The following is a 21100-nucleotide window of genomic DNA, read 5'->3' as shown; positions in this document are numbered from 1 at the left end:
TATTGCGGCTTTGCCGGCCTCTACATTTCGAGGCCGGCGCGGTGCCGTTCATAGGCTGAAATCACCCGGAATCCCATCGCGCGGAACGGTTCGGGTGCGATCCAGTTGGCCAGTCCCAGCGAGGCGAACAATTCGCTCTGGTCGCCGTGCCCCGTCATCATTTCCGCCATATGCTTGCCGAGCAGCGTTCCCTTGACGATGCCGCCGCCATTGCATCCTCCGGAGGCATAGAGGTTTTCATCCACCCTGCCCCACCAGGGCGAGCCGTTCATGGTCAAGGCCGTCGTCCCGCCCCAGACATACTCGAACGGCACATGGCGCAGCGCCGGCCAACGCCGCTCGAAACGTGTTCTCAAGGCACGGATGACGCGTGGCTCGTCCAGTTCATCTTCATAGGAATAGAGGCTACGAACCATCAGCCGGTTGTCGCCGATGCGGCGCAGCGTCGTGCCCAAGCGATGCGAGGGCAGGACGCCCCAATCGGCATCGGCACCGGCCCAGCGACTGTCGGCATCCGGCATCGCCGCGGTGACCGCTGCATAGGTGTAGATCGTCACCAGGCGCGATTTCAGATAGCCGAATTTGGTAATGAAGCCATTGGTGGCGAGCACGACCTTATCGGCGGTAACCACACCATTCGGTGTTTCCAGACGCCATTTGCCGTCATGGCGCATGGCGAGCACGGGCGTGTTCTCGTGCAGCGTCACCTGGGATGGCAGCGCATCGGCGAGGCCACGGATCAATGCGGCGGGCTGCAGCAGGTAGTTGTCCTCCAGATGAAGGCCGATGGTGTAATAGGCCGTGCCAATCCGCCGCTCCAGATCGAGCCGTGACAGGACCTCATGCGGGATGGCGTTCTTGCGGGCAATGTCGCGGGCAGCCTCCACGACCGCCCTGCCGCGTTCGGTGGCGGCCGTCCGGATATAGCCGGTGCGCTTGAGCTGGCAATCGATGCCGTGGGCATCGATCCGATCCTTGAGCCAGTCGAACCCTTCCGCCTGATAGCGCGACAGGATTTGCGCCTTCGCCGCCATGTCGTCGGAAGCGTCCTTTGGCATCACCCTTCGGCCGAGGAAACCGGAGTTGCGGGCCGAGGAGCCCTCACCCACACTGCCGGATTCGAGCAGCACGATCTCGGCGGTGGGGTCGAGCTCGGCGAGGCGCCACGCCGCCGCCACGCCGGTATATCCGGCACCGATGACGGCATAGCGAACCCGGATGTCGCCCTCCAGCGCGGCACGGGCCTCCCGCGCCGGCAGCATCGCATTCCATCCGCAATGGCTGGAATAGTTCGGATAAGTCAGACGCGCCATCAGGCACTCCCGCAAGTGTTCATCGGCACGCTATCCATGGCCCATGGCAGCCTCTAGCTCCGCCCGGAGGAGACGGGCTTGGCGAATGCCAGGCTGCGCATGGGATGACGTAGCGTCATGTCAAAGGGATTGAGGCGCTGGCTGAGTTCCTCGGCCTCGGCTTTCATCACCTTGACGACGCCGGCGAGCCGGCTCTCCGTCAGCCGTTCGGCAAGCGTGCCCACGCTGAGCGAGGCGACCGCCAGGCCATGCGCGTCAAAGACGGGAACACCGACGCCCGCCATGCCGGGAATCAAGCCCGAATTGAGATCGGCCCAGCCCTGTTCGCGGGCCTTGGCGATCGCCACCCTCAAGGTGGCCTCATCCAGGAAGCCCTTGTCGATCAGCCGGGGCATGTTGAAGCGGATCACGGCTTCCTGCTCCGCCTCGGGAAGGTGAGAGAGAATGGCCAGGCTCCCTTGTCCCAGGCCGAGCGGCACCTTGCCGCCAATATCACCGGTGAACGAGCGGATGGGATAGGGCCCCTCGACAAGGTCGAGGCAGACGGCGTCAAAGCCGGTACGCACCAGCAGAAAAATGGACTCGCTCAGCGTCGCCGAGAGCCGCAGCAAGGTCGGCCCGGCCAATCTGCGCAGCCCGCTCGATTCCCCGATCCGCGCCGCCAGGACGAAAAATTCCAGGGCCGGCCGGTAACGCTTGCTCCCGGATACCTGTTCGACGACGCCTTCCAGGATCAGATCCTGCAAGAGCCGGTGGACCATCGACTGCCCATAGCCCACCACCTCGCCAATATCCTTCAGGCGCATTCCTTCCGGCGGACCGCCAGCCAGGATGCGCAAGAGCTCCAGAGCCCGCCTTACGGTGGAAATCGCCATGTCATCGGAAGCGGCCATCTCAATGGTATTCCTTATTTCAGAAAATTTTAGTCATTATATGTATAATTTTTCTATATATCAGAATTAAATCACTCATAATTCTATTCTACGGAATTTAATGTTGACTGCCTAGTCCCCAATGCGTTTCCATCGCCTCGCTTCCGCCAAGGCTGAAGGCCCCAAACGTTCTCTGTGAGGTGAGATGAGTTTCCTGGCCTTGGAATCGCTGTCGAAGCGATACGGCGCCCTGACTGTGGTGAGCGACGTCGACCTCGCGATTCACAAGGGCGAGTTCATCTCGCTGCTCGGTCCCTCGGGCTGCGGGAAGACCACCACGCTGCAAATGATCGCGGGGCTGGTGGAACCCACCAGCGGGCGCATCGTGCTGGATGGCCAGGACATTACGGGCCTTGCGCCCGAGAAACGCGGTCTTGGCATCGTATTCCAGAACTACGCCCTCTTCCCGCACATGACGGCCGCCCAGAACGTAGCATTCGGGCTGGAGATGCGGGGCGTATCGCGACCGGAGCGCGACAAGCGCGTCGCCGAAGCCCTCGATCTCGTCCAACTCGGTGGATTTGCGGACCGCTATCCGCGCCAGATGTCCGGTGGACAACGCCAACGCGTCGCCATCGCGCGTGCCCTGGTCATCCGCCCTCCAGTGCTGCTGCTGGACGAACCTCTGTCCAATCTCGACGCCAAGCTGCGCGAGGAGATGCAGTTCGAGTTGCGGCGCATCCAGCAAAGCGTGGGAACCACGACCATCATGGTGACTCACGACCAGGCCGAGGCCCTGTCGATCAGCGATCGCGTGGTCGTGATGGAAGCCGGCCGGATGACGCAGGTCGACCCGCCCTATCGCCTCTATGAGCGCCCGGCCACGCCGTTCATTTCAGGCTTCGTGGGCAAGATGAACCGGCTCGAGGCGATCTGGCATACCGACGGCGCTCTCGGCGTCGCGCTGGCAGGCGGAAGCCAATTGCCGGCACAGGCCAACCATGCCGAGAACGGGGCGGCCATCACCCTGACAATTCGTCCGGAACGCATCCTGCTGGGCAGGCCGGGAGAGGGCGTGGTCGACGGGCGCATCGCCTCGCGCTTCTTCCTCGGCAGCTACTGGCTCTTCAACGTCGACACACCAGCCGGGCCCCTGACCGTTTCCGCTCCCAACGACGGACAGGAGCCGGCTGGCCCTCATGACGCGGTGTCCCTGCGCTGGGATGCCGCCAGCGCCCGCCTGGAACTACCCCTGCCGGGTGCCGCGCCATGACCGGCCGCAAGGGAGCCATCCCCTGGTTGCTGGCGGGCCCGAACCTCTTGCTGTTCACCGTGATGGTGATCGTCCCGTTGATCCTTACGGTCACGCTTTCCTTCCGCGTCTACGACTATTCGACCGGCATTGGTGATGCCGTCACCCTCGACAACTACGTCAAGGTGATCACCGACCCCTATTATCTCGGGATCTTCTGGCGAACGCTGAAGATAGCCGCGATCACGACGGCAATCTGCGCGCTGATCGGCATGCCGGAGGCTTACATCCTCTCGCGCATGCGCGAACCCTGGCGCTCCGTCTTCCTCCTCGTCATCATCGGGCCGTTGCTGGTATCGGTGGTGGTGCGTGCCTTTGGCTGGAGCATGCTGCTCGGCCCGACCGGCCTAGTGAACGCCGCCCTGCAACTGATGGGGCTCGGGCCGGTACGGCTGCTCTACACGGAAACGGCGATCGTCATCGCGCTGGTCCATGTGATGCTGCCCTTCATGGTGATCCCGGTCTGGACCGCACTGCAGAAACTCGATCCCATGGTCGAGGCGGCTGCCCGTACCCTCGGCGCCTCGCGCTTCACCAGCTTCCGCCGCATCGTCATGCCGCAGGCGACGATCGGCATTCTCTCGGGCAGCCTGATCGTCTTCGGCCTGTCGGCCAGCGCCTTCGCCATCCCCGGCCTGCTCGGCGGGCGCCGCCTCAAGATGGCGGCGACACTGGTCTATGACGAATATCTCCAGGAGCTGAACTGGCCGCTGGGAGCCACCATCGCCATCGTCGTGCTGGTCGCCAATCTCGCGATCATGGTGACCTACAACCGCATCGTCGAGTCGCGGGCGAGAAAGGCTTTGGGGTAGATCGATGCAGAAGAATGGCCCCCTCGCCCTCATCTTCCACACGCTCGTGGTGGCTTTCGTTCTCGCGCCGCTGGTGGTCATCTGCATCGTCGCCTTCACCCCCGAAAACACCCTGACCCTGCCGACCACCAGCCTATCCCTGCGCTGGTTCAAGGCGGTGTTCGCCCATCCCGACTTCGTCGCCTCGTTCTGGAACAGCATCTGGGTCGCGACACTCTCGGCCTCGATCGCCGTGGTATTCTCGGTACCGGCGGGCCTGGCCATCGACCGCTTCGAGTTCCCCGGGCGCGACGCCCTCAATGCGCTGTTCCTCTCACCGCTGATCATTCCCAGCCTGGTGCTCGGCGTCGCCCTGCTGCGCCTGTTCGCCCTCATCGGCGTGCAGGGCAGCTTCGCCTGGCTGGTGCTGAGCCATGCCGTCATCATCACGCCCTATGTCTTGCGGCTGGTGCTGTCGGCGCTCACCGGCTTCGATCGCAGTGCCGAGCATGCGGCAAGAACGCTCGGAGCCTCGCAGTGGACGGTCTTCCGCCGTATCACCGCCCCGCTGATCCTGCCGGGCATCACCGGCGGCTGGCTGCTCGCCTTCATCAACAGCTTCGACGAACTGACGATGTCGATCTTCGTCACTGCTCCATCGACCGTCACGCTGCCGGTGCGCATGTACATGTACGCGACGGAGTCGATCGATCCGATGATGGCGGCGGTCTCGGCCTTGATGATCGCCCTGACGGCCTGCGCCATGCTGATCCTCGACCGTGCCTTCGGGCTCGACAGGGTGCTGATCGGCAAAGGGTAAGAACCTTCCGGAAAATGGCCCACGCGGGGTGCAGGTCCGCGCCAGGCCGACAACCGAAAACCGACATGGGCCTGCACATCACGAGAGGGATTGGAATGAACCTGAAATTTCTGGCAGGAGCCGCCGCGTCGTTCGCCGTGGCCATCAGCGCATCATCTGCCGCACTGGCCCAAGACAAGACGCTCTATGTCGGCATGAATGGCGGCCCCTACGAGAAGACCTTCACCGAAGCCGTCTTCCCGGATTTCGAGAAAGCCAATGGGGTGAAGATCGTCGTCGTGCCCGGCACCTCGACCGACATCCTCGCCAAGGCGACGGCGTCCAAGGACAACCCGCAAATGCATCTCATCTTCCTCGATGACGGTGTGATGATGCGTGCGATCTCCTCGGGCCTGTGCGAAAAGCTGCAGCCCTCGCCCGAACTGAACGAAATCGCGGCCAGCGCCCGCATCAAGGGCGACATGGCAGCCGGGATCGACATGGGCATGACCGGCATCGGCTATAACAAGAAGATCTTCGACGAGAATGGCTGGCCGGCGCCGACCTCCTGGCTCGACCTGGCCGACCCGAAATTCAAGGACAAGCTCGTCTTCCAATCCGCCGCCACCTCGACCTATGGCCTGCATGCCCTGCTGATGGTCAACCGCATCAAAGGAGGCAGCGAGGGCAATGTCGAGCCGGGCTTTACCAAGATCAAGCAGGACATTGCCCCCAACGTATTGGAGTTCATTCCAAGCTCGGCCAAATTGTCGGAAATGGTGCAGACGGGCGAAGCCGCGATCTTCCCGCTGACGCCGACGGCGATCGGCAATCTGAAGGACAAGGGCCTGCCGGTCGAATATGTCCAGCCCAAGGAAGGCTCGGTGCTGCTGATGATCGCCCAGTGCGTCACCGCCAAGAATTCGGAGCCGGAGCTGTCGCAGAAGCTGGCCGCCTATCTGATGTCGGCGGCAGCGCAGGCAAAGGCCCTGAATGCCGGCAACATCATTCCCTCCAATCCCAGCACCAAGGCCTCCAATCCCGTCGCCCAATCCAAGCTCGATGCCTTCAACGGCTATATGAAGACCGTCATCACGCTCGATTGGGACGCCATCAACGCCAAGCGCCCCGAATGGAACAATCGCTGGAACAAGACCATCGAGCGCTGACATCACCTGCGCCGGACCGGCCCGGCCATGCCGGCCCCGGCGCAGCCGTGCTGCCTCGCAGCACTGTCGCTATCGGTCAATCATAGTCCACCTTCGGATACCAATGCGGATCGCGCCCCTCTGGCGTGGTGTCGAGCACGTTCCAGAGCGGCGTGAAGTCGGGTGCGCCGCGCGGGTCCTGCCCGGGATCGGCGGTCACGCCGCCCATCTCGCCGCCCCAGAAATGACGGATGGAGCCGTCGCGCCGGGTAAAGACATTGTAGCCCGGATAATCCCCGTCCGGGCGCCAGGTCCCGAAATCACGGCCGAATTCGGCGCTGGTGTCGCTGTAGAGCGGCAAATGCCGCCAGCCCCGCTCCTGCTTGAAATCGGTGAGCCGCCCGATCGGGGCGCGCGCGACGACGGCAAGCGCCGCGCGCTGCTGGATATCCTGCGCATTACCCGCCAGCGCGCCGAGGAGCGCGGTGCACATCGGACACGGGCGTTTGCGCTCGGGACCAAACATGTAGTTGTAGACGATCAAGCTCTCATGCCTGCCGAACAAGTCTGCGAAACGAACAGGCCCGTTCTCCCCCTCGAAGACATAATCCTTTGTCACGGGTGCTCCCGGCGGCAGCGCGCGGCGCATTTCTGCCACGCGTTCGATATGGCGGCGAAGTTCGATTTCCTCCGCAAGCAGTGCGGTTCGGGCGCGGCGATACTCCTCGTTCTCATTCGGGATCCGGGCCTCGTTCAAGGCTGCCAGTTCGGTGGCGGGTTTCAGCCCGCTCATGGTCGCGGTCATGCGTTTCTCCTCGATTGTCGTCGATGGCGCTACGCTCCAAGGACGTTTCTCAACGCACCGACCCGACAATCGGGTTCCATTTTTGAGCCTATAGCGTTTTGCGATTTGACCGAGTCGCCAAGAATCGCAAAGACGCGTCGGGACAAAAAGTTTGAGAAAATAAGCGTTCACACTTGAACGCGTTTTGCTCTAGCGCATAGTTGCCGCGATTCATATGGTGGCTGTTTCAGCTTCAGCTGCCATAAAAAAGCGGGCCCGAAGGCCCGCTTTCTCGTTTTTCGGCTGATATTTCCTTACGCCGCCCTGGCATTCACTGCCTGGCCGCCGATGACCAGGCCCGAACCGGTCGCTCCGATCTCGATGGTCGAGCCGTCCTTCACCTTGCCGGAGAGGATCATCTCGGCCAGCGGATCCTGGACCAGGCGCTGGATGGTGCGCTTGAGCGGGCGTGCGCCGTAGGCCGGGTCGTAGCCCTTGTCGGCAAGGTAGGTTCTCGCGGCATCGTCGAGATGCAGCGTGATCTTGCGCTCGTCGAGCAGCTTCTGCAGCCGGGTCATCTGGATATCGACGATCGCGCCCATCTGCGCCTTCTTCAGGCGGTGGAACAGGATGATCTCGTCGACCCGGTTGAGGAACTCCGGCCGGAAGTGGCTGCGCACCACCGCCATCACCTCTTCGCGCACCTTGTCCGAATCCTCGCCTTCCTTCTGGTTGACCAGATATTCGGCCCCCAGATTGGAGGTCATGATGATCAAAGTGTTGCGGAAGTCGACGGTGCGGCCCTGCCCGTCCGTCAGGCGGCCGTCGTCCAGCACCTGCAGGAGGACGTTGAAGACGTCGGGATGGGCTTTCTCGATCTCGTCGAACAGCACGACCTGGTAGGGCCGGCGCCGCACGGCTTCGGTCAGCGCACCGCCTTCGTCATAGCCGACATAGCCCGGAGGCGCGCCGATGAGCCTGCTCACCGAATGCTTCTCCATATATTCGGACATGTCGATGCGGGTCATCGCCGTGTCGTCGTCGAACATGAAGGCGGCAAGCGCCTTCACCAGCTCCGTCTTGCCTACGCCCGTGGGGCCCAGGAAGATGAAGGAACCGATCGGCCGGTTGGGATCCTGCAGGCCGGCGCGGGCGCGCCGAACCGCGGTCGAAACCGCCTGCACGGCCTCGCCCTGGCCGACCACGCGGGTCGCCAGCACGTCCTCCATGCGCAGGAGCTTGTCCTTCTCGCCTTCCAGCATCTTGTCGACGGGCACGCCCGTCCAGCGCGAGACCACCTGCGCGACATGATCCGCCGTCACGGCCTCTTCCACCATGCCGACCTTGCCTTCGGACGCCTCGACCTCCGCCAGCTCCTTTTCGAGCTTGGGAATGATGCCATAGGTCAATTCGCCCGCGCGCTGGTACTCGCCGCGGCGCTGGGCCTCGGCCAGTTCGTTCTTGGCCTTGTCGAGCTGGCCCTTGAGATCGGCGGCGCGGCCGAGCTTGTCCTTCTCCGACTTCCAGCGCTGGGTGAGTTCGGACGAACGCTCCTCCAGATCGGCCAGCTCCTTTTCGAGCTTGGCGAGGCGATCCTTGGAGGCGTCGTCGTTCTCGCGCTTGAGGGCTTCCTGCTCGATCTTGAGCTGGACGATGCGCCGGTCGAGCTCGTCGAGCTCCTCGGGCTTGGAATCCACCTGCATGCGCAGCCGCGAGCCGGCCTCGTCGACGAGGTCGATCGCCTTGTCCGGCAGGAAGCGGTCGGTGATGTAGCGGTTCGACAAGGTCGCCGCCGCCACGATCGCGCTGTCGGTGATGCGCACCTTGTGGTGCTGCTCATACTTCTCCTTCAGGCCGCGCAGGATGGAGATGGTGTCCTCCACCGTGGGTTCCTCGACGAAGACGGGCTGGAAGCGCCGCGCCAGGGCCGGATCCTTCTCGACATGCTTGCGATATTCGTCGAGCGTGGTGGCACCGACGCAATGCAGCTCACCGCGTGCCAAAGCAGGCTTCAAGAGGTTGGACGCGTCCATCGCCCCCTCGCCCTTGCCTGCGCCGACCAGCGTGTGCATCTCGTCGATGAACAGGATGATCTCGCCGTCGGCGGATGTCACCTCGTTCAGGACGGCCTTCAGGCGCTCCTCGAACTCGCCGCGATATTTGGCGCCGGCGATCAGCGCACCCATGTCGAGCGCCAGCAAAGCCTTGTCCTTGAGGCTCTCGGGCACGTCGCCATTGACGATGCGCAGCGCCAGGCCCTCGACGATCGCCGTCTTGCCGACGCCGGGCTCGCCGATCAGCACGGGGTTGTTCTTGGTGCGCCGCGACAGCACCTGGATGGTGCGGCGGATCTCCTCATCGCGGCCGATCACCGGGTCGAGCTTGCCCTCGCGGGCATCGGCGGTGAGGTCGCGGGCATATTTCTTCAGGGCGTCATAGGCGTTCTCCGCCGTGGCGCTATCGGCGGTGCGGCCCTTGCGCAGGGCCTCGATCGCCTTGTTGAGGTTCTGGGGCGTCACGCCGGCAGCCGCCAGCGCCTTGCCGGCCTCGGTATCCTTCTCGACGGCGAGCGCCAGCAACAGCCGCTCGACCGTGACGAAACTGTCGGAAGCCTTGTCGGCCGCCTTCTCGGCCGCCTCGAACACACGTGCGAGTCCCGGCGTCAGATAGACCTGGCCGGCACCCGTGCCCTGCACCTTGGGCAGCTTCTTGATCGCGGCCTCGACGGCATTCAGCGCCTGGCGCGAATTGCCGCCGGAACGATCGATGAGGCCCGCCGCCAATCCCTCGGGATCGTCGAGCAGGACTTTCAGGAGATGCTCGGGAGCGAACTGCTGATGCCCCTCGCGCAAAGCGAGCGACTGCGCCGACTGCACGAAGCCTCTGGCCCGTTCGGTATAGCGTTCAAAATTCATTCTATGTCCCTTCCAGCACGCCCGGGGACCCGTAGCATCGTCCAGGCGCCATACAGATTTGCGAACCCCGCAGGCATTCGCTGAGAATGATGTGGGGTGCCGGAACGAAGCTACAAGGGGTATCGAAGCAAGAGTCTGAGCCAGATCAAACAAGAAGCCAAGACGTCCGTGTCGCCGCCCTGCATCACCGCGCCGGGCGGCCTGGAAGCATGCGTGTCAGCACATCGTCGCCCCGGACATAATGGTGCCAGAGCGCTGCAACGGCATGGAGGCCGGCCACGACCAGGATCCCATCGGCGCACAGCTCATGCACCTCCTTGACCAGATGCGCCAAATCGCGATCGGGGGCCATGGGGGCGGGTATGGTGAACAGGCCGAAAAAGGTCAGGGCATCGCCGCGCAGCCAGGTGAGAGTGATGCCGAGGCCGACGATCCCGATCATCAGGGCATAGAGGAGGAAATGGGCTCCTTTCGCCGCCGCGACCTCCATGCCCGACATGGTCGAGGGCAAGGGCGGGGTGCCGAGCGCCAGGCGGGCGAGGAGACGGGCGGCGATCAAGGCCGTAAGCAGGAGGCCCAGCGAGATATGGCTCCACCAGGACAGATCCCGGATCGGGTCCCCCTTGGCGAAGAACACTTCATTATAGGTGAGGCCATAACAGGCAAGCACCAGCAGGAAGATCGCCCAGTGCAGGGCTTTTTGAACGGGGCGGTAGGACGCGGAGGACATGTTCGGGCTCCAGATTAGATTAATTCTAAGCTGCGCAAAACTGCGGCGACGATATGACATCGACCGCGCCAGGCGAATTAATTCTGCGCCGCCCATTTTTTCTTGCCGCCCTTGATCATCCCTCCCGTCTATGCCCCTATTCCTGCCTCGAACCGGTATGGGGCTCGGCGATGGCGGCTTCAGGCAAGGACGGGCCTGGATCGGCCCGCGGCGTGGCGCGCCGGCGCAGTGCAAAACCAATGGGAACGAGAGCCTTGATCAAGAATTCCTCGCGCGTCGGCCCGGGCAAGCCGCAGGTCGTGGTGCTGGTGGGCGCCACGGGCGACCTCTCCCGCCGCAAGCTGATCCCCGGCCTCTTCCATCTGGCCAGTGCCGGCTTCATCCCGGGCTGCCGCATCATCGGCGTCTCGCTCGATGACATCGATGCCGACGGCTTCCGTGCCATCGCACGCGACGCGCTCGACAAATTCTCCACCCGCAAGGTCTCCCAGGCCGATTGGGAAGCCTTTGCCGCCAGCCTCGACTATGTGCCGATCTCGGCCGGTGCCGGCCCGGTCAAGGAAGCTGTGGCGCGGGCCGAAGCCGAACTCGGCCCTGAAGCCCGCCGCGTGCATTATCTGTCCGTGCCACCCAACGCCGCACTCTCGGCCGTGCAGATGCTGTCGGAGGCGGGCCTCGTCGACCGCTGCCGCATCATCATGGAAAAGCCCTTCGGCACGGATCTGGCCAGTGCCGTCGCCCTTAACGCCCGCCTGCACGAGGTCTTCCACGAGAGCCAGATCTTCCGCATCGACCACTTCCTCGGCAAGGAGCCGGCCCAGAACATCCTGGCCTTCCGCTTCGCCAATGGCCTGTTCGAGCCGATCTGGAATCGCAATTTCATCGACCACGTCCAGATCGACGTACCGGAAACGCTGGGCCTGGGCACCCGCGCCGCGTTTTACGAATCCACCGGCGCCTATCGCGACATGGTGGTGACGCACCTGTTCCAGATCCTCGCCTTCATGGCGATGGAGCCGCCGACCGCGCTGGAGCCCCAGCCGATCTCGGAGGAAAAGAACAAGGTGTTCCGCTCCATGGTGCCGCTCGATCCGCGCGAGGTGGTGCGCGGACAGTATATCGGCTATCGCGAGGAGCCGGGCGTCGACCCTGAAAGCGACACCGAGACCTTCATTGCCCTAAAATGCGCCATCGACAATTGGCGCTGGGCCGGCGTGCCCTTCTACCTGCGCACCGGCAAGCGCCTCGCCGAAGGCCAGCGCATCATCTCGATCGCCTTCCGCGAGCCGCCCAAGAGCATGTTCCCGGCGGGCTCCGGCGTCGGTGCGCAAGGCCCCGACCACCTCACCTTCGACCTCGCCGACGCCTCCAAGGTCTCGCTCTCCTTCTACGGCAAGCGCCCCGGCCCGGGCTTCCGGCTCGACAAGCTCTCGCTGCAATTCGCCCTCAGCGAAACCGGCCTGATCGGCGACGTGCTGGAGGCCTATGAGCGCCTGATCCTCGACGCCATGCGCGGCGACCACACTTTGTTCACCACGGCCGAGGGCATCGAGCGGCTCTGGGAAGTCTCCCAGCCTTTGCTCGAGAATCCGCCGCCCGTGCGCCTCTACGACCAGGGCAGCTGGGGCCCGAAGTCGATCCACCAGCTCATCGCCCCCAACGCCTGGCGCCTGCCCTTCGAGCGAGTGTGGCGTAAACCGGCCGGGAAGGAATAGGCATCGGCCCCCCACCGGCATCGTCGCGAACCGCTCCGCCACCGGCAAACTGCCGGCTTTGGCCGTCATCGGGCCGATTGACCTTGTCTGACGAATACGTTCTGCTGCCACGCGCCGGAGGCTTTTTCCTCTCGGCCCAATCAAAAACGCCGACAGAGCGGGAGCAAAGGGAGGACATTGGGTCCATGAAGAGTTTCAAGACGAGTTTGCTGGCGGGCGCGGCCCTTCTGATGGGAATAGCCGTGGCGCACGCCGATCCCGTCAGGATCAGCGTCTCGGCCGAGCCGATCCCGCCCTTCTTCTCGCTGGACGGCCAGGGCAGTTGGCAGGGCTTCCTGCCCGACTATGCCAAGGCGGTGTGCAAGGAGGCCAAACTCGATTGCGTGGTGGTGGCCACCGCCTGGGACGGCATCATGCCGGCCCTCCTCGCCAAGAAGATCGACGTGATCTGGGCGGGCATGTCGATCACGCCGGAGCGGCAGAAGCAGATCGCCTTCACCATCCCGATCTACAACACGCCGGTTGAGTTCATCGGCAACAAGGACGACAAGTTCGAATTCGTGCCAGGCGGCCTCAAGGGCAAGGCGGTCGGCGTGCAGACCAGCACCATCCACGCCCAATATGTGCAGAAGGCCTATCCGGAGGCCGAGATCCGCAACTATGCCACGCTCGATGCCGCCATGGCTGACCTAGCCGCCGGGCGCATCGAACTGGTGCTGGGCGACGCCGATTCCGTCGGGCCGTTCCTGGAAGGCAAGGACGGCGCCTGCTGCGATTCCAAGGGCTTCCCCAAGGATCCCTTGTTCGAGGGTGGCATCGGCGGCGGCCTGCGCAAGGAGGACACCGAGCTGAAAGCCAAGCTCGATGCCGGCATCAAGGCCGTCTATGCCAGCGGCGAATTCAAGCAGATCGCCGGGAAATACTTCAAATACGATATCGGCATGCCGCCCAAGTGAGGGTGGTCAGGACAGCTCTCGGAATAGAGCGCCATTATCCTTCCCCGGCTTCGGGGAAGGTGCTGCGAAGCGGCGGATGGGGGAGCGTGGCGCGACAGTGCCAATTTTGGTCCGAAAACCACCACTCTCCCCCTTCCGACCTCACTGCGTTCGGCCACCTTCCCCGAAGTCGGGGAAGGACTCCGGCGCCTTTTCTTGCCTCGTCGAGATGTATGAATCCGATAGCCGAAACCGGGGAGGGATCGTTGCGCCTCACTCAGCGCGCCCTCACCACTTCTTCTTCACGCAAATGCGGCGGTGAAATTCTTCGCCACCAGGTCGCGGTTGCGCAGCACCTTGCCGGCGCGGGGGCCGGCCGCCTTGCCCTCGCTCCAGGCCAGGCTCCCATTGACATAGACCGAACGAATGCCGGCCGAGAGCTGGGTGGGATCGTCGAAGGTCGCCTTGTCCCGGATGGTCTCGGGATCGAACAGCACGAGGTCGGCATAGGCGCCCTGCCTGATCACGCCGCGCTGGGCGAGGCCGAAGCGGGCGGCGGGCAATGCCGTCATGCGGCGAACCGCCTCCTCCATGCCGAACAGGCCGATATCACGGGCATAATGACCGAGCACGCGGGGAAAGGTGCCCCAGAGCCGAGGATGCGGGCGCACGTCGTGCGGCAACCCGTCCGAGCCCACCATGGTCAGCGGGAACTGCAGCACGCGCCGCACGTCCTCCTCGTCCATGGTGAAATAGACGGCACCGGCCGGCTGCAGCTTCGCCACCGCCTCCTCCCTGGAGACGCCGAGCTCGCGGGCGATGACGTCGAGCGTCTTGCCGGCGAGATCGGGCCGCGCCTTCGACCAGGTGATCAGGATGCGCTCGACCTGGCCGGCACGCTTGGCCTCCAGCACGGTGGAGGACGCCGCATAGGGATAGACGTCGAGCGTGACGGGCTGCTCGCGCGCCCGCTTCTCGATGATCGGCAGGGACACGCGGGTGCGGCCATGGTTCTGCGGGTCGGTCGCCTTGTGATGCGACAGCACCACCGGCGCATCGGCCTCGCGCCCGATGGCGAAGGCCTCTTCCATCGCTTCCAGCAGGTGATCGGCCTCGTCGCGCAGATGGGTGGTGTAGATGGCCGAATATTTCGCCAGCGGCTCGGCGACGGCGATCACCTCCGCCGTCGAGGCGGCATTGGCCGGCTGGTAATAAAGCCCGGTCGAAAGGCCGATGGCCCCATCCGCCAGCGCCTGGTCGAGCAAATCGCGCATGCGGGCGCATTCGGCCTTGGTGGCCGGGCGGTCGAGCCGGTCCATAGTGGCGAGCCGGAGCGTGGTGTGGCCGACCAGGCAGGTGACGTTCACCGTGGTTCCCGCCGCTTCCACCGCCTCGAAATAATCGGCGAAACGCTCGAACAATTCATGCTCGCCTTTGGCGATCAGGTCGAGCGGTGGCACGACCTCGCCCTTCGCCCGCAGCGGAGCGAGGCTGATGCCGCAATTGCCGACCACCACCGTGGTCACGCCCTGGCTGAGCTTGGCCGCCATGTCGGTGGCGATCACCGCGCGGTCGTCATGGGTGTGCACGTCGATGAAGCCGGGCGCGAGGGCAAGCCCGGCGGCGTCGATCTCGGTCCTGGCCTGGTGTGGCAGCTTCTCGCCGAGGGCGACGACGCGCTCGCCGATGACGGCGACATCGGCGAGATGCGGCGTGGCGCCCGTGCCGTCGAAGATCTTCGCCTGCCGGAAGATCAGGTCGCAGGTGGCAGTCATGATGAGGTCCCTGGGTCGTTCCGGACCGGTATGCCGGCCTCTACTTCGCTATAGCCCGGCCTTATGATTCGTGCCCGGCCAGCACTGCGGCGCCCCGTCGCGCGGCGCTGTCGGCGAGGCCCGCTGCCGGCTCGATGGAGTTGTGCAAGAGGGCCAGGCCGTAACGCCCATCGGTGGCAAGAACATGGGCCTGGCCGCGATCGGCGCGCTCGCGCACCAACTCGCTGTCCTCCACGCCGACGGCATGGGGCGTCACGGCGATCAGGCCAGCATCGACGCGCGGATTGGCTTGGAGCACCATACGCACGGCTTCATCGGGACGGACGCCCCTTTCGATCAGCGACAGCGCCTCCCTGTTCACAGGAAAGCCGGAAGCGCCTACCCTGTTCGGCAACCGGTGGCCGGTGACGAAGCCCCTGCGGCTTGCGGCGAGAAACTGGGCAAGCGGCTCGGGGCGATCAGGTCCGCTGGTGATCACCGCCGCCAGCGGCGAGGCCATCATCCAGGCAAGATCAGGTCGGGTGGACCATTGGGCGCGAATGGTCTCGAGCCCGCCGCGCTGGCACTCCAGGCTGACCGGCTCACCATCCGGCGCCAGGGCGTAGAACACCGCAAAGCCATGCAGGTCGCCCTTGCCCAGCCTCTCAGCCTCGGCCCAGGCTGCCCAGACCGCCCGGCCCGCTTCGGCCCCGAAGGCAGCAATGCCGATCGTCACGACCCGAACTCCCCGATTGCCATCAAGATTGCGTTCCCTAAACGAATCCGGCCGCGAGCCGGGCACCCTGCCCCGCTCGCGGCCAGTGATCTCGAACGGCCCTGGAGCAAAGCGCGATCAGACGAAAACGCTGTTTTGCTCCAGCTCTTTGGTTCGACGCGTCCTTGCGATTCCTGGCGATGCCACCAAATCGCAAAACGCTCTCGGGATCAGACCTTGACGACGCTCGCCTTGTAGATCTGATCGATTGCCTTGCCCAGCGTATCGTTGAATTCGGCATCGCTCATCGAGACGCGCAGGTCTTCGGCGAGAGCGCGCGAGAAGGAAGCAATCATGCCATGATTGTGGCTGAGCTTCTCGCAGGCATCCGGACAGGTGTAGCCACCCGAGAGGGCCACCAGACGGGCCACGGCTTTGTGGTCGACCAACGGCTTGTAGAAATCGGCGACGGTCGGGATGGTGAGCTTGAGCATCACCTGCTCGCCCGCCGGCAGCGCGTCGAGTTCCCGGGCGATCTCATCGCGCAGGATGGCCTCGGCTTCCTGCTTGGTCGGGCTCTTGATCGAGACTTCCGGCTCGATGATCGGCACGAGGCCATGGCCGAGGATCTGCTTGCCGACTTCGAACTGCTGCTTGACGACGGCGGCAATGCCGGTCTTGTCGGCATTGGCGATCACCGAGCGCATCTTGGTGCCGAAGATACCCTTCTTCGCCGCGCGCGCGAGCAGGGCATCGAGTTCGGGCATCGGCTTCATCACCTGGGCGCCGTTCTCTTCTGCCGCCAGGCCCTTGTCGACCTTGAGGAAAGGCACCACGCCGCGATCTTCCCACAGATAGGTCGGCACCGGCTTGCCCTTGGCATCGCCGTCCATGGTCTTCTCGAACAGGATGGCGCCGATCACCTTGTCGCCGGAGAAAGCGGGCGACGTCATGATGCGCACGCGCATTTCATGCACCAGGCGATACATCTCTTCGTCGCCACTATAGCTGGATTCGGCGATGCCATAGAGACGCAGGGCGCCGGGGGTGGAACCACCGCTCTGATCGAGGGCGGCGATGAAGCCATCCTTGCCGGTTATCTGTGACATCATCTTGGCGTCTGCCATGCTGGTCTCCCTGTTGCGGGCCGGTGCGCGGCGCGCCCAGCCTCCGCGGTTGCCTAGAACACAGCGCGTTTAGACGAAAACGCTCCTTCGCTCTAGCTCATTGTTTCCAAGCCAATCCGACGGATTGGCGAGAGCGTCTCTGCGATTCACGGCGATCGCGCCAAATCACGAAATGCTCGTGTTTCGAGTCGGCGCGAGTATCGGCATGGAAGGAAGGTGAAGCAAGGGGCTGCGCGGTGAAAAGCTTTGGCGCGGAAGTGAGAAATCGGCGCCGGACACCTTCCGGCCCTGACACAGCCAACGGATATGGCGGGGGTGGATCGGACCTGTCCTGTCTGCCCGTATCGTCAGCGCTTGCGCGGATCGGCCGCATCGCGAATGGCGGCCTGGTGATACCAGGCGCCGTCGACGTCGACGGGCGGCAAGGGCTGGGTCTCGCGCGAGGAAAGCCGGGTCTCGTCACGCCCGAGGCTGGACCCCATACGCGGCCGCGCAGGGAAGAGGTAGATCTTGGCGGTCTCTTGCCGGGTACTCGCAGTCATGCTCGTCTCCCTTGCCTGGCGCGCCCTGGGGCGCAACCAAACCAGGATCAAGTCTTAGCACAGCGATCCTCCCCTTCCTATCATTTGCCTGCTTTGCAGGCAGTGTTTGCCTAAACTATGTGCATTCTGGGCTATATCGGGACACTGCGCATGAAGGCAGCACTCCCGGCAATGACAGCTCGTGCCTCTTTCTTCCGTCGATGGCGCGGAAAGACGCGGATTTCGCCGCGTCTGCGCCGACGGGAGGGCCATCATCTGCGACAAAAGCGCCGCACCATGCGCTCTGGCACGCTTCCTGCTTATTGCACTGCAACCGGCGGCAGCCCGGCGAACCGGCTGCCGTCCATTCCATTCACACCAGCGAGTATCCTAAGAATGACGAAGTACAAGCTCGAGTATGTCTGGCTCGACGGTTACCGGCCGACCGCCAACCTGCGCGGCAAGACCATGGTCCGCGAATTTGACGCCTTCCCCACGCTCGAGCAACTGCCTCTCTGGGGTTTCGACGGCTCCTCGACCAAGCAGGCCGAGGGATCGAGCTCGGATTGCGTACTCAAGCCGATCCGTGTCGTCCCCGATCCGGAGCGCCTGAACGGCGCCGTGGTGCTGTGCGAAGTGATGATGCCCGACGGCGTCACCCCGCACGCCTCCAACACCCGCGCCACCATCCTCGACGATGACGGCGCCTGGTTCGGCTTCGAGCAGGAATATTTCTTCTACAAGGATGGCCGCCCGCTCGGCTTCCCCGAACATGGCTTCCCCGCTCCGCAGGGTCCCTACTACACCGGCGTCGGCTACAAGAATGTCGGCAACATCGCCCGTGAGATCGTCGAAAAGCATCTCGACATCTGCCTGGCCGCCGGCCTCAACCATGAAGGCATCAATGCCGAGGTCGCCAAGGGCCAGTGGGAATTCCAGATCTTCGGCAAGGGCTCCCGCGCCGCTGCCGACGAGATGTGGCTCGCCCGCTACTTCCTGCTCCGCCTGACCGAGCAATACTCGATCGACATCGAATGGCACTGCAAGCCGCTCGGCGACACCGACTGGAACGGCTCGGGCATGCATTGCAACTTCTCGACCACCCATATGCGCGAAGTCGGCGGCAAGGCCTATTTCGAGGCCCTGATGGCAGCGTTCGCCGCCAACAAGGAAGCCCATATCGCCGTCTACGGCCCGGACAACCATCTGCGCCTCACCGGCAAGCACGAGACCGCTTCGATCGACACCTTCTCCTGGGGTGTGGCCGACCGTGGCGCCTCGATCCGCGTGCCGCACTCCTTCGTGCGCAACGACTACAAGGGCTACCTGGAAGACCGCCGTCCCAACTCCCAGGCCGATCCCTACGAGATCGCCTCCCAGGTGCTGAAGACCATCGCTTCCGTCTCGACCGCGGTGAAGGCCGCGGCCTGAGCCCGAACGGTTTCCGACGAAACGGCGCGGATCTTGCGATCCGCGCCGTTTCGCATGCTGCGTCCGGATGAGGCCAGCGCGCGCCCACCATGCATCTTTGCCGGTCGCCCTTTTGGGCTGGCTGTGCTATAGCGCCGGCCAACATCAGGAATTTTGCATGTCGGCCCTCCCGCTCGAACAGGCAGCGAGCACTGCGCCCGTTGCCGCTGCTGAAACCACTATTCCCGCCGCCAAGCCCTCCCTCGCCGGGATGGATCGCGCGGCGCTGACCGAAGCTCTCACTGCCGTGGGCGTACCCGCCGGCGAGGTGAAGATGCGCGTCAACCAGCTTTCGCACTGGCTCTATGTTCGCGGCGCCAGCCGTTTCGATGCCATGACCAACGTGTCCAAGCATCTGCGGGCCCTCTTGGAGCAGTCCTACACGCTCGACCGCCCGGAGATCATCGCCGAGCAGATCTCGGCCGACGGTACGCGCAAATGGCTGATGCGCATGCCCTCCACCGGCCCCGCCGACAAGGGCGCCGAGATCGAGACCGTCTACATCCCCGACGAGAGCCGCGGCACGCTGTGCGTCTCCTCCCAGGTCGGCTGCACGCTCAACTGCTCCTTCTGCCATACCGGCACGCAGAAGCTGGTGCGTAACCTCACCGCCGCCGAGATCGTGGCCCAGCTCCTGGTGGCGCGCGACCGTCTCGGCGACTGGCCGGGCCAGGAAGCGCCGGAAGGGGCGATCGTGCCGCGTGACGGCGGGCGCTACGTCTCCAATGTCGTGATGATGGGCATGGGCGAACCGCTCTACAACTACGACAACGTCACGACCGCCCTGAAAGTGATGTCCGACCAGGACGGCCTGTGCCTGTCGCGCCGGCGCATCACCCTGTCGACCTCGGGCGTGGTGCCGATGCTCGGCCCGCTGGGCGACGACGTCAATCCGGCACTCGCCATCTCGCTGCATGCCACCAACGACAATCTGCGCAACGAGCTGGTACCGCTGAACAAGAAATATCCGATCGCCGAGCTCCTGGATGCCTGCCGCAACTATGCGGGCCTGTCCAATGCCCGCCGCATCACCTTCGAATATGTCATGCTCAAGGGCGTGAATGACAGCCCGGCCGAGGCGCGCGCTTTGGTCAAGCTGCTTAAGGGCATCCCTGCCAAGATCAATTTGATTCCCTTCAACCCCTGGCCCGGCACCTTCTACGAATGCTCGGACTGGGAGACGATCGAGGCCTTCTCCGACATCGTCTTCAATGCCGGCTACGCCTCGCCCATCCGCACGCCGCGCGGGCGCGACATCCTCGCCGCCTGCGGCCAGCTCAAGAGCGAAAGCCAGAAGATGCGGGCCCGCGAGCGCCTCGCCATCGAGGCCGACGCCATGAAGAAGCTGGCGGTTGAGGCTTTCTACGCCCACGGGGCGGACGGGGAATAGTACCCTCCGGGACCGCAGGCTTCCAGCCTGCATCTCTTCTCCCCCTATGGGCATTGCCACGAGCAGGTGTCGCAACAATCTTCGCTGATGGTTGTTGCCGAGAAGCCTGCGGTCCCAGGAGTTCGATGTCCTCTCCTCCCTCCCCCAATAGCCCGCGTGGCGTCATTGGCTTCGTCGACCGTCTGGTGCTGGTGGCCTTCGCCGCCGTCCTGGCCGCGATCGCCGCGCTTGTGGTCGGCGTGATGGGCCTTGCCAATCACGATTTCGGGCAAGAGCTCACCGGCACCGCCGAATTGTTGGGCCTCAAGACCCTGGCGACGCTGATCGACGGGACTCCCGTGGAAGACATCGGTGCGATGATCCGGCAAGCCGCAACCGCTGCCTTGGCGATCTGGCTCGCCCCGATCGCCCTGGTGGCTGTGATCGGCGAAACCATGGGCAAGGCAAGCTGGATGTTCTATGCCATCGGGATGGCGCTCGCCTTTGCGGTGGCGCCGATGGTGATGAGCCTGAACATCCTCGCCATCGTGCTGCTCTACCGTGCCTTGCTCGGTCTCACCGCCATCGGCATCGTCGCCGGCACGGTCTATTGGCTGGTGGCCGGCCGCAACGCGGCGGGTTGAGCGGAGCCAGAATTGCACGCCATGGTTCTTTTGGCCCGATTTAACCATTTGCTCACCGCGTCCGCGTAGGCTGCGAGCCGTTCCGGTCGAACTTTCGCCGGAATCCCTGTCTTTCGTCGCAGTTGCGCGAGGCGCTCCGATTCACGATGATCGGCGCCACCGCTTTCTGCCCTCTTACTTCGGGAT

Annotated in this window: 18 protein-coding genes; 9 read left to right on the top strand and 9 right to left on the bottom strand. The window is 64.1% G+C overall.

Annotated elements, in window-relative coordinates; all coding sequences use genetic code 11:
• Positions 1-20: 20 nt before the first annotated feature.
• Both QM672_RS25225 and QM672_RS25220 read right to left on the bottom strand, forming a co-directional pair.
• The gene (locus tag QM672_RS25225; RefSeq protein WP_415085901.1) at positions 21-1313 is read right to left on the bottom strand and encodes an NAD(P)/FAD-dependent oxidoreductase; all 1293 of its coding nucleotides are present in this window, start codon (positions 1311-1313) and stop codon (positions 21-23) included.
• A 53-nt stretch (positions 1314-1366) separates the two neighbouring features.
• Positions 1367-2206: an IclR family transcriptional regulator gene (locus QM672_RS25220; RefSeq protein WP_415085899.1), complete on the bottom strand. Its 840-nt coding sequence runs from the start codon at positions 2204-2206 to the stop codon at positions 1367-1369.
• A 184-nt stretch (positions 2207-2390) separates the two neighbouring features.
• On the opposite strand from QM672_RS25220, the gene QM672_RS25215 reads away from it, so the two are divergent.
• The 4 genes from QM672_RS25215 (at position 2391) to QM672_RS25200 (ending at position 6256) form a co-directional block, all read left to right on the top strand.
• Positions 2391-3458, top strand: coding sequence for an ABC transporter ATP-binding protein (locus QM672_RS25215; protein WP_415085897.1), 1068 nt, complete (start codon positions 2391-2393; stop codon positions 3456-3458).
• A complete protein-coding gene (locus tag QM672_RS25210; RefSeq protein WP_311934315.1) occupies positions 3455-4309 on the top strand; it encodes an ABC transporter permease in 855 nt (284 codons plus the stop codon). Before QM672_RS25215 ends, QM672_RS25210 begins: the two co-directional genes overlap by 4 nt.
• A 4-nt stretch (positions 4310-4313) precedes the next feature.
• Positions 4314-5108: an ABC transporter permease gene (locus QM672_RS25205; protein WP_394312287.1), complete on the top strand. Its 795-nt coding sequence runs from the start codon at positions 4314-4316 to the stop codon at positions 5106-5108.
• Between the two features lie 95 nt (positions 5109-5203).
• The gene (locus QM672_RS25200; RefSeq protein WP_415085895.1) at positions 5204-6256 is read left to right on the top strand and encodes an ABC transporter substrate-binding protein; all 1053 of its coding nucleotides are present in this window, start codon (positions 5204-5206) and stop codon (positions 6254-6256) included.
• Positions 6257-6332: 76 nt separating this feature from the next.
• On the opposite strand, the gene QM672_RS25195 is transcribed toward QM672_RS25200, so the two are convergent.
• From QM672_RS25195 to QM672_RS25185, 3 genes are all read right to left on the bottom strand, one after another.
• Positions 6333-7040, bottom strand: a complete 708-nt coding sequence (locus tag QM672_RS25195) for a DUF899 family protein (protein WP_311934318.1) — start codon at positions 7038-7040, stop codon at positions 6333-6335.
• Between the two features lie 293 nt (positions 7041-7333).
• Entirely contained in the window at positions 7334-9934 is a 2601-nt protein-coding gene (gene clpB / locus QM672_RS25190) for an ATP-dependent chaperone ClpB (RefSeq protein WP_311934319.1), read from the bottom strand.
• A gap of 184 nt (positions 9935-10118) precedes the next feature.
• Positions 10119-10664, bottom strand: a complete 546-nt coding sequence (locus QM672_RS25185) for a cytochrome b (protein WP_415085892.1) — start codon at positions 10662-10664, stop codon at positions 10119-10121.
• A gap of 239 nt (positions 10665-10903) precedes the next feature.
• Here QM672_RS25185 and zwf point away from each other — a divergent pair, with 239 nt between their 5' ends.
• Positions 10904-12379 carry a glucose-6-phosphate dehydrogenase gene (gene zwf / locus QM672_RS25180; RefSeq protein WP_311934355.1) on the top strand — a complete coding sequence of 492 codons (1476 nt, stop codon included), beginning with the start codon at positions 10904-10906 and terminating at the stop codon, positions 12377-12379.
• A gap of 185 nt (positions 12380-12564) precedes the next feature.
• Positions 12565-13335 (top strand): transporter substrate-binding domain-containing protein, encoded by a 771-nt coding sequence (locus QM672_RS25175; protein WP_415085890.1) that lies wholly within the window; start codon positions 12565-12567, stop codon positions 13333-13335.
• Positions 13336-13616: 281 nt separating this feature from the next.
• Here QM672_RS25175 and QM672_RS25170 read toward each other — a convergent pair whose 3' ends face one another.
• The 4 genes from QM672_RS25170 to QM672_RS25155 form a co-directional block, all read right to left on the bottom strand.
• The gene (locus QM672_RS25170) at positions 13617-15089 is read right to left on the bottom strand and encodes an N-acyl-D-amino-acid deacylase family protein (protein ID WP_415085888.1); all 1473 of its coding nucleotides are present in this window, start codon (positions 15087-15089) and stop codon (positions 13617-13619) included.
• Between the two features lie 61 nt (positions 15090-15150).
• Positions 15151-15804, bottom strand: coding sequence for a DUF6963 family protein (locus tag QM672_RS25165; protein WP_415085886.1), 654 nt, complete (start codon positions 15802-15804; stop codon positions 15151-15153).
• Positions 15805-16013: 209 nt separating this feature from the next.
• Positions 16014-16910 (bottom strand): fructose bisphosphate aldolase, encoded by an 897-nt coding sequence (locus QM672_RS25160; RefSeq protein WP_311934324.1) that lies wholly within the window; start codon positions 16908-16910, stop codon positions 16014-16016.
• A 347-nt stretch (positions 16911-17257) separates the two neighbouring features.
• Entirely contained in the window at positions 17258-17452 is a 195-nt protein-coding gene (locus QM672_RS25155) for a DUF2735 domain-containing protein (protein ID WP_311934325.1), read from the bottom strand.
• 375 nt (positions 17453-17827) lie between these two features.
• On the opposite strand from QM672_RS25155, the gene QM672_RS25150 reads away from it, so the two are divergent.
• The 3 genes from QM672_RS25150 (at position 17828) to QM672_RS25140 (ending at position 20914) form a co-directional block, all read left to right on the top strand.
• On the top strand, positions 17828-18862 hold the full coding sequence (locus QM672_RS25150; RefSeq protein ID WP_311934326.1) for a glutamine synthetase beta-grasp domain-containing protein: 1035 nt from the start codon (positions 17828-17830) through the stop codon (positions 18860-18862).
• A gap of 157 nt (positions 18863-19019) precedes the next feature.
• On the top strand, positions 19020-20291 hold the full coding sequence (rlmN, locus tag QM672_RS25145) for a 23S rRNA (adenine(2503)-C(2))-methyltransferase RlmN (RefSeq protein WP_415085883.1): 1272 nt from the start codon (positions 19020-19022) through the stop codon (positions 20289-20291).
• 125 nt (positions 20292-20416) lie between these two features.
• Entirely contained in the window at positions 20417-20914 is a 498-nt protein-coding gene (locus QM672_RS25140; protein WP_311934328.1) for a hypothetical protein, read from the top strand.
• The last annotated feature ends 186 nt before the right edge of the window (positions 20915-21100 follow it).

It is taken from the genome of Labrys sp. (in: a-proteobacteria) (assembly GCF_047605565.1).
In the GTDB taxonomy this organism is placed as follows: domain Bacteria; phylum Pseudomonadota; class Alphaproteobacteria; order Rhizobiales; family Labraceae; genus Labrys; species Labrys neptuniae.
Note: the sequence above shows the minus strand (reverse complement) of the source record. Positions and strands in the feature narration are given on the sequence as shown.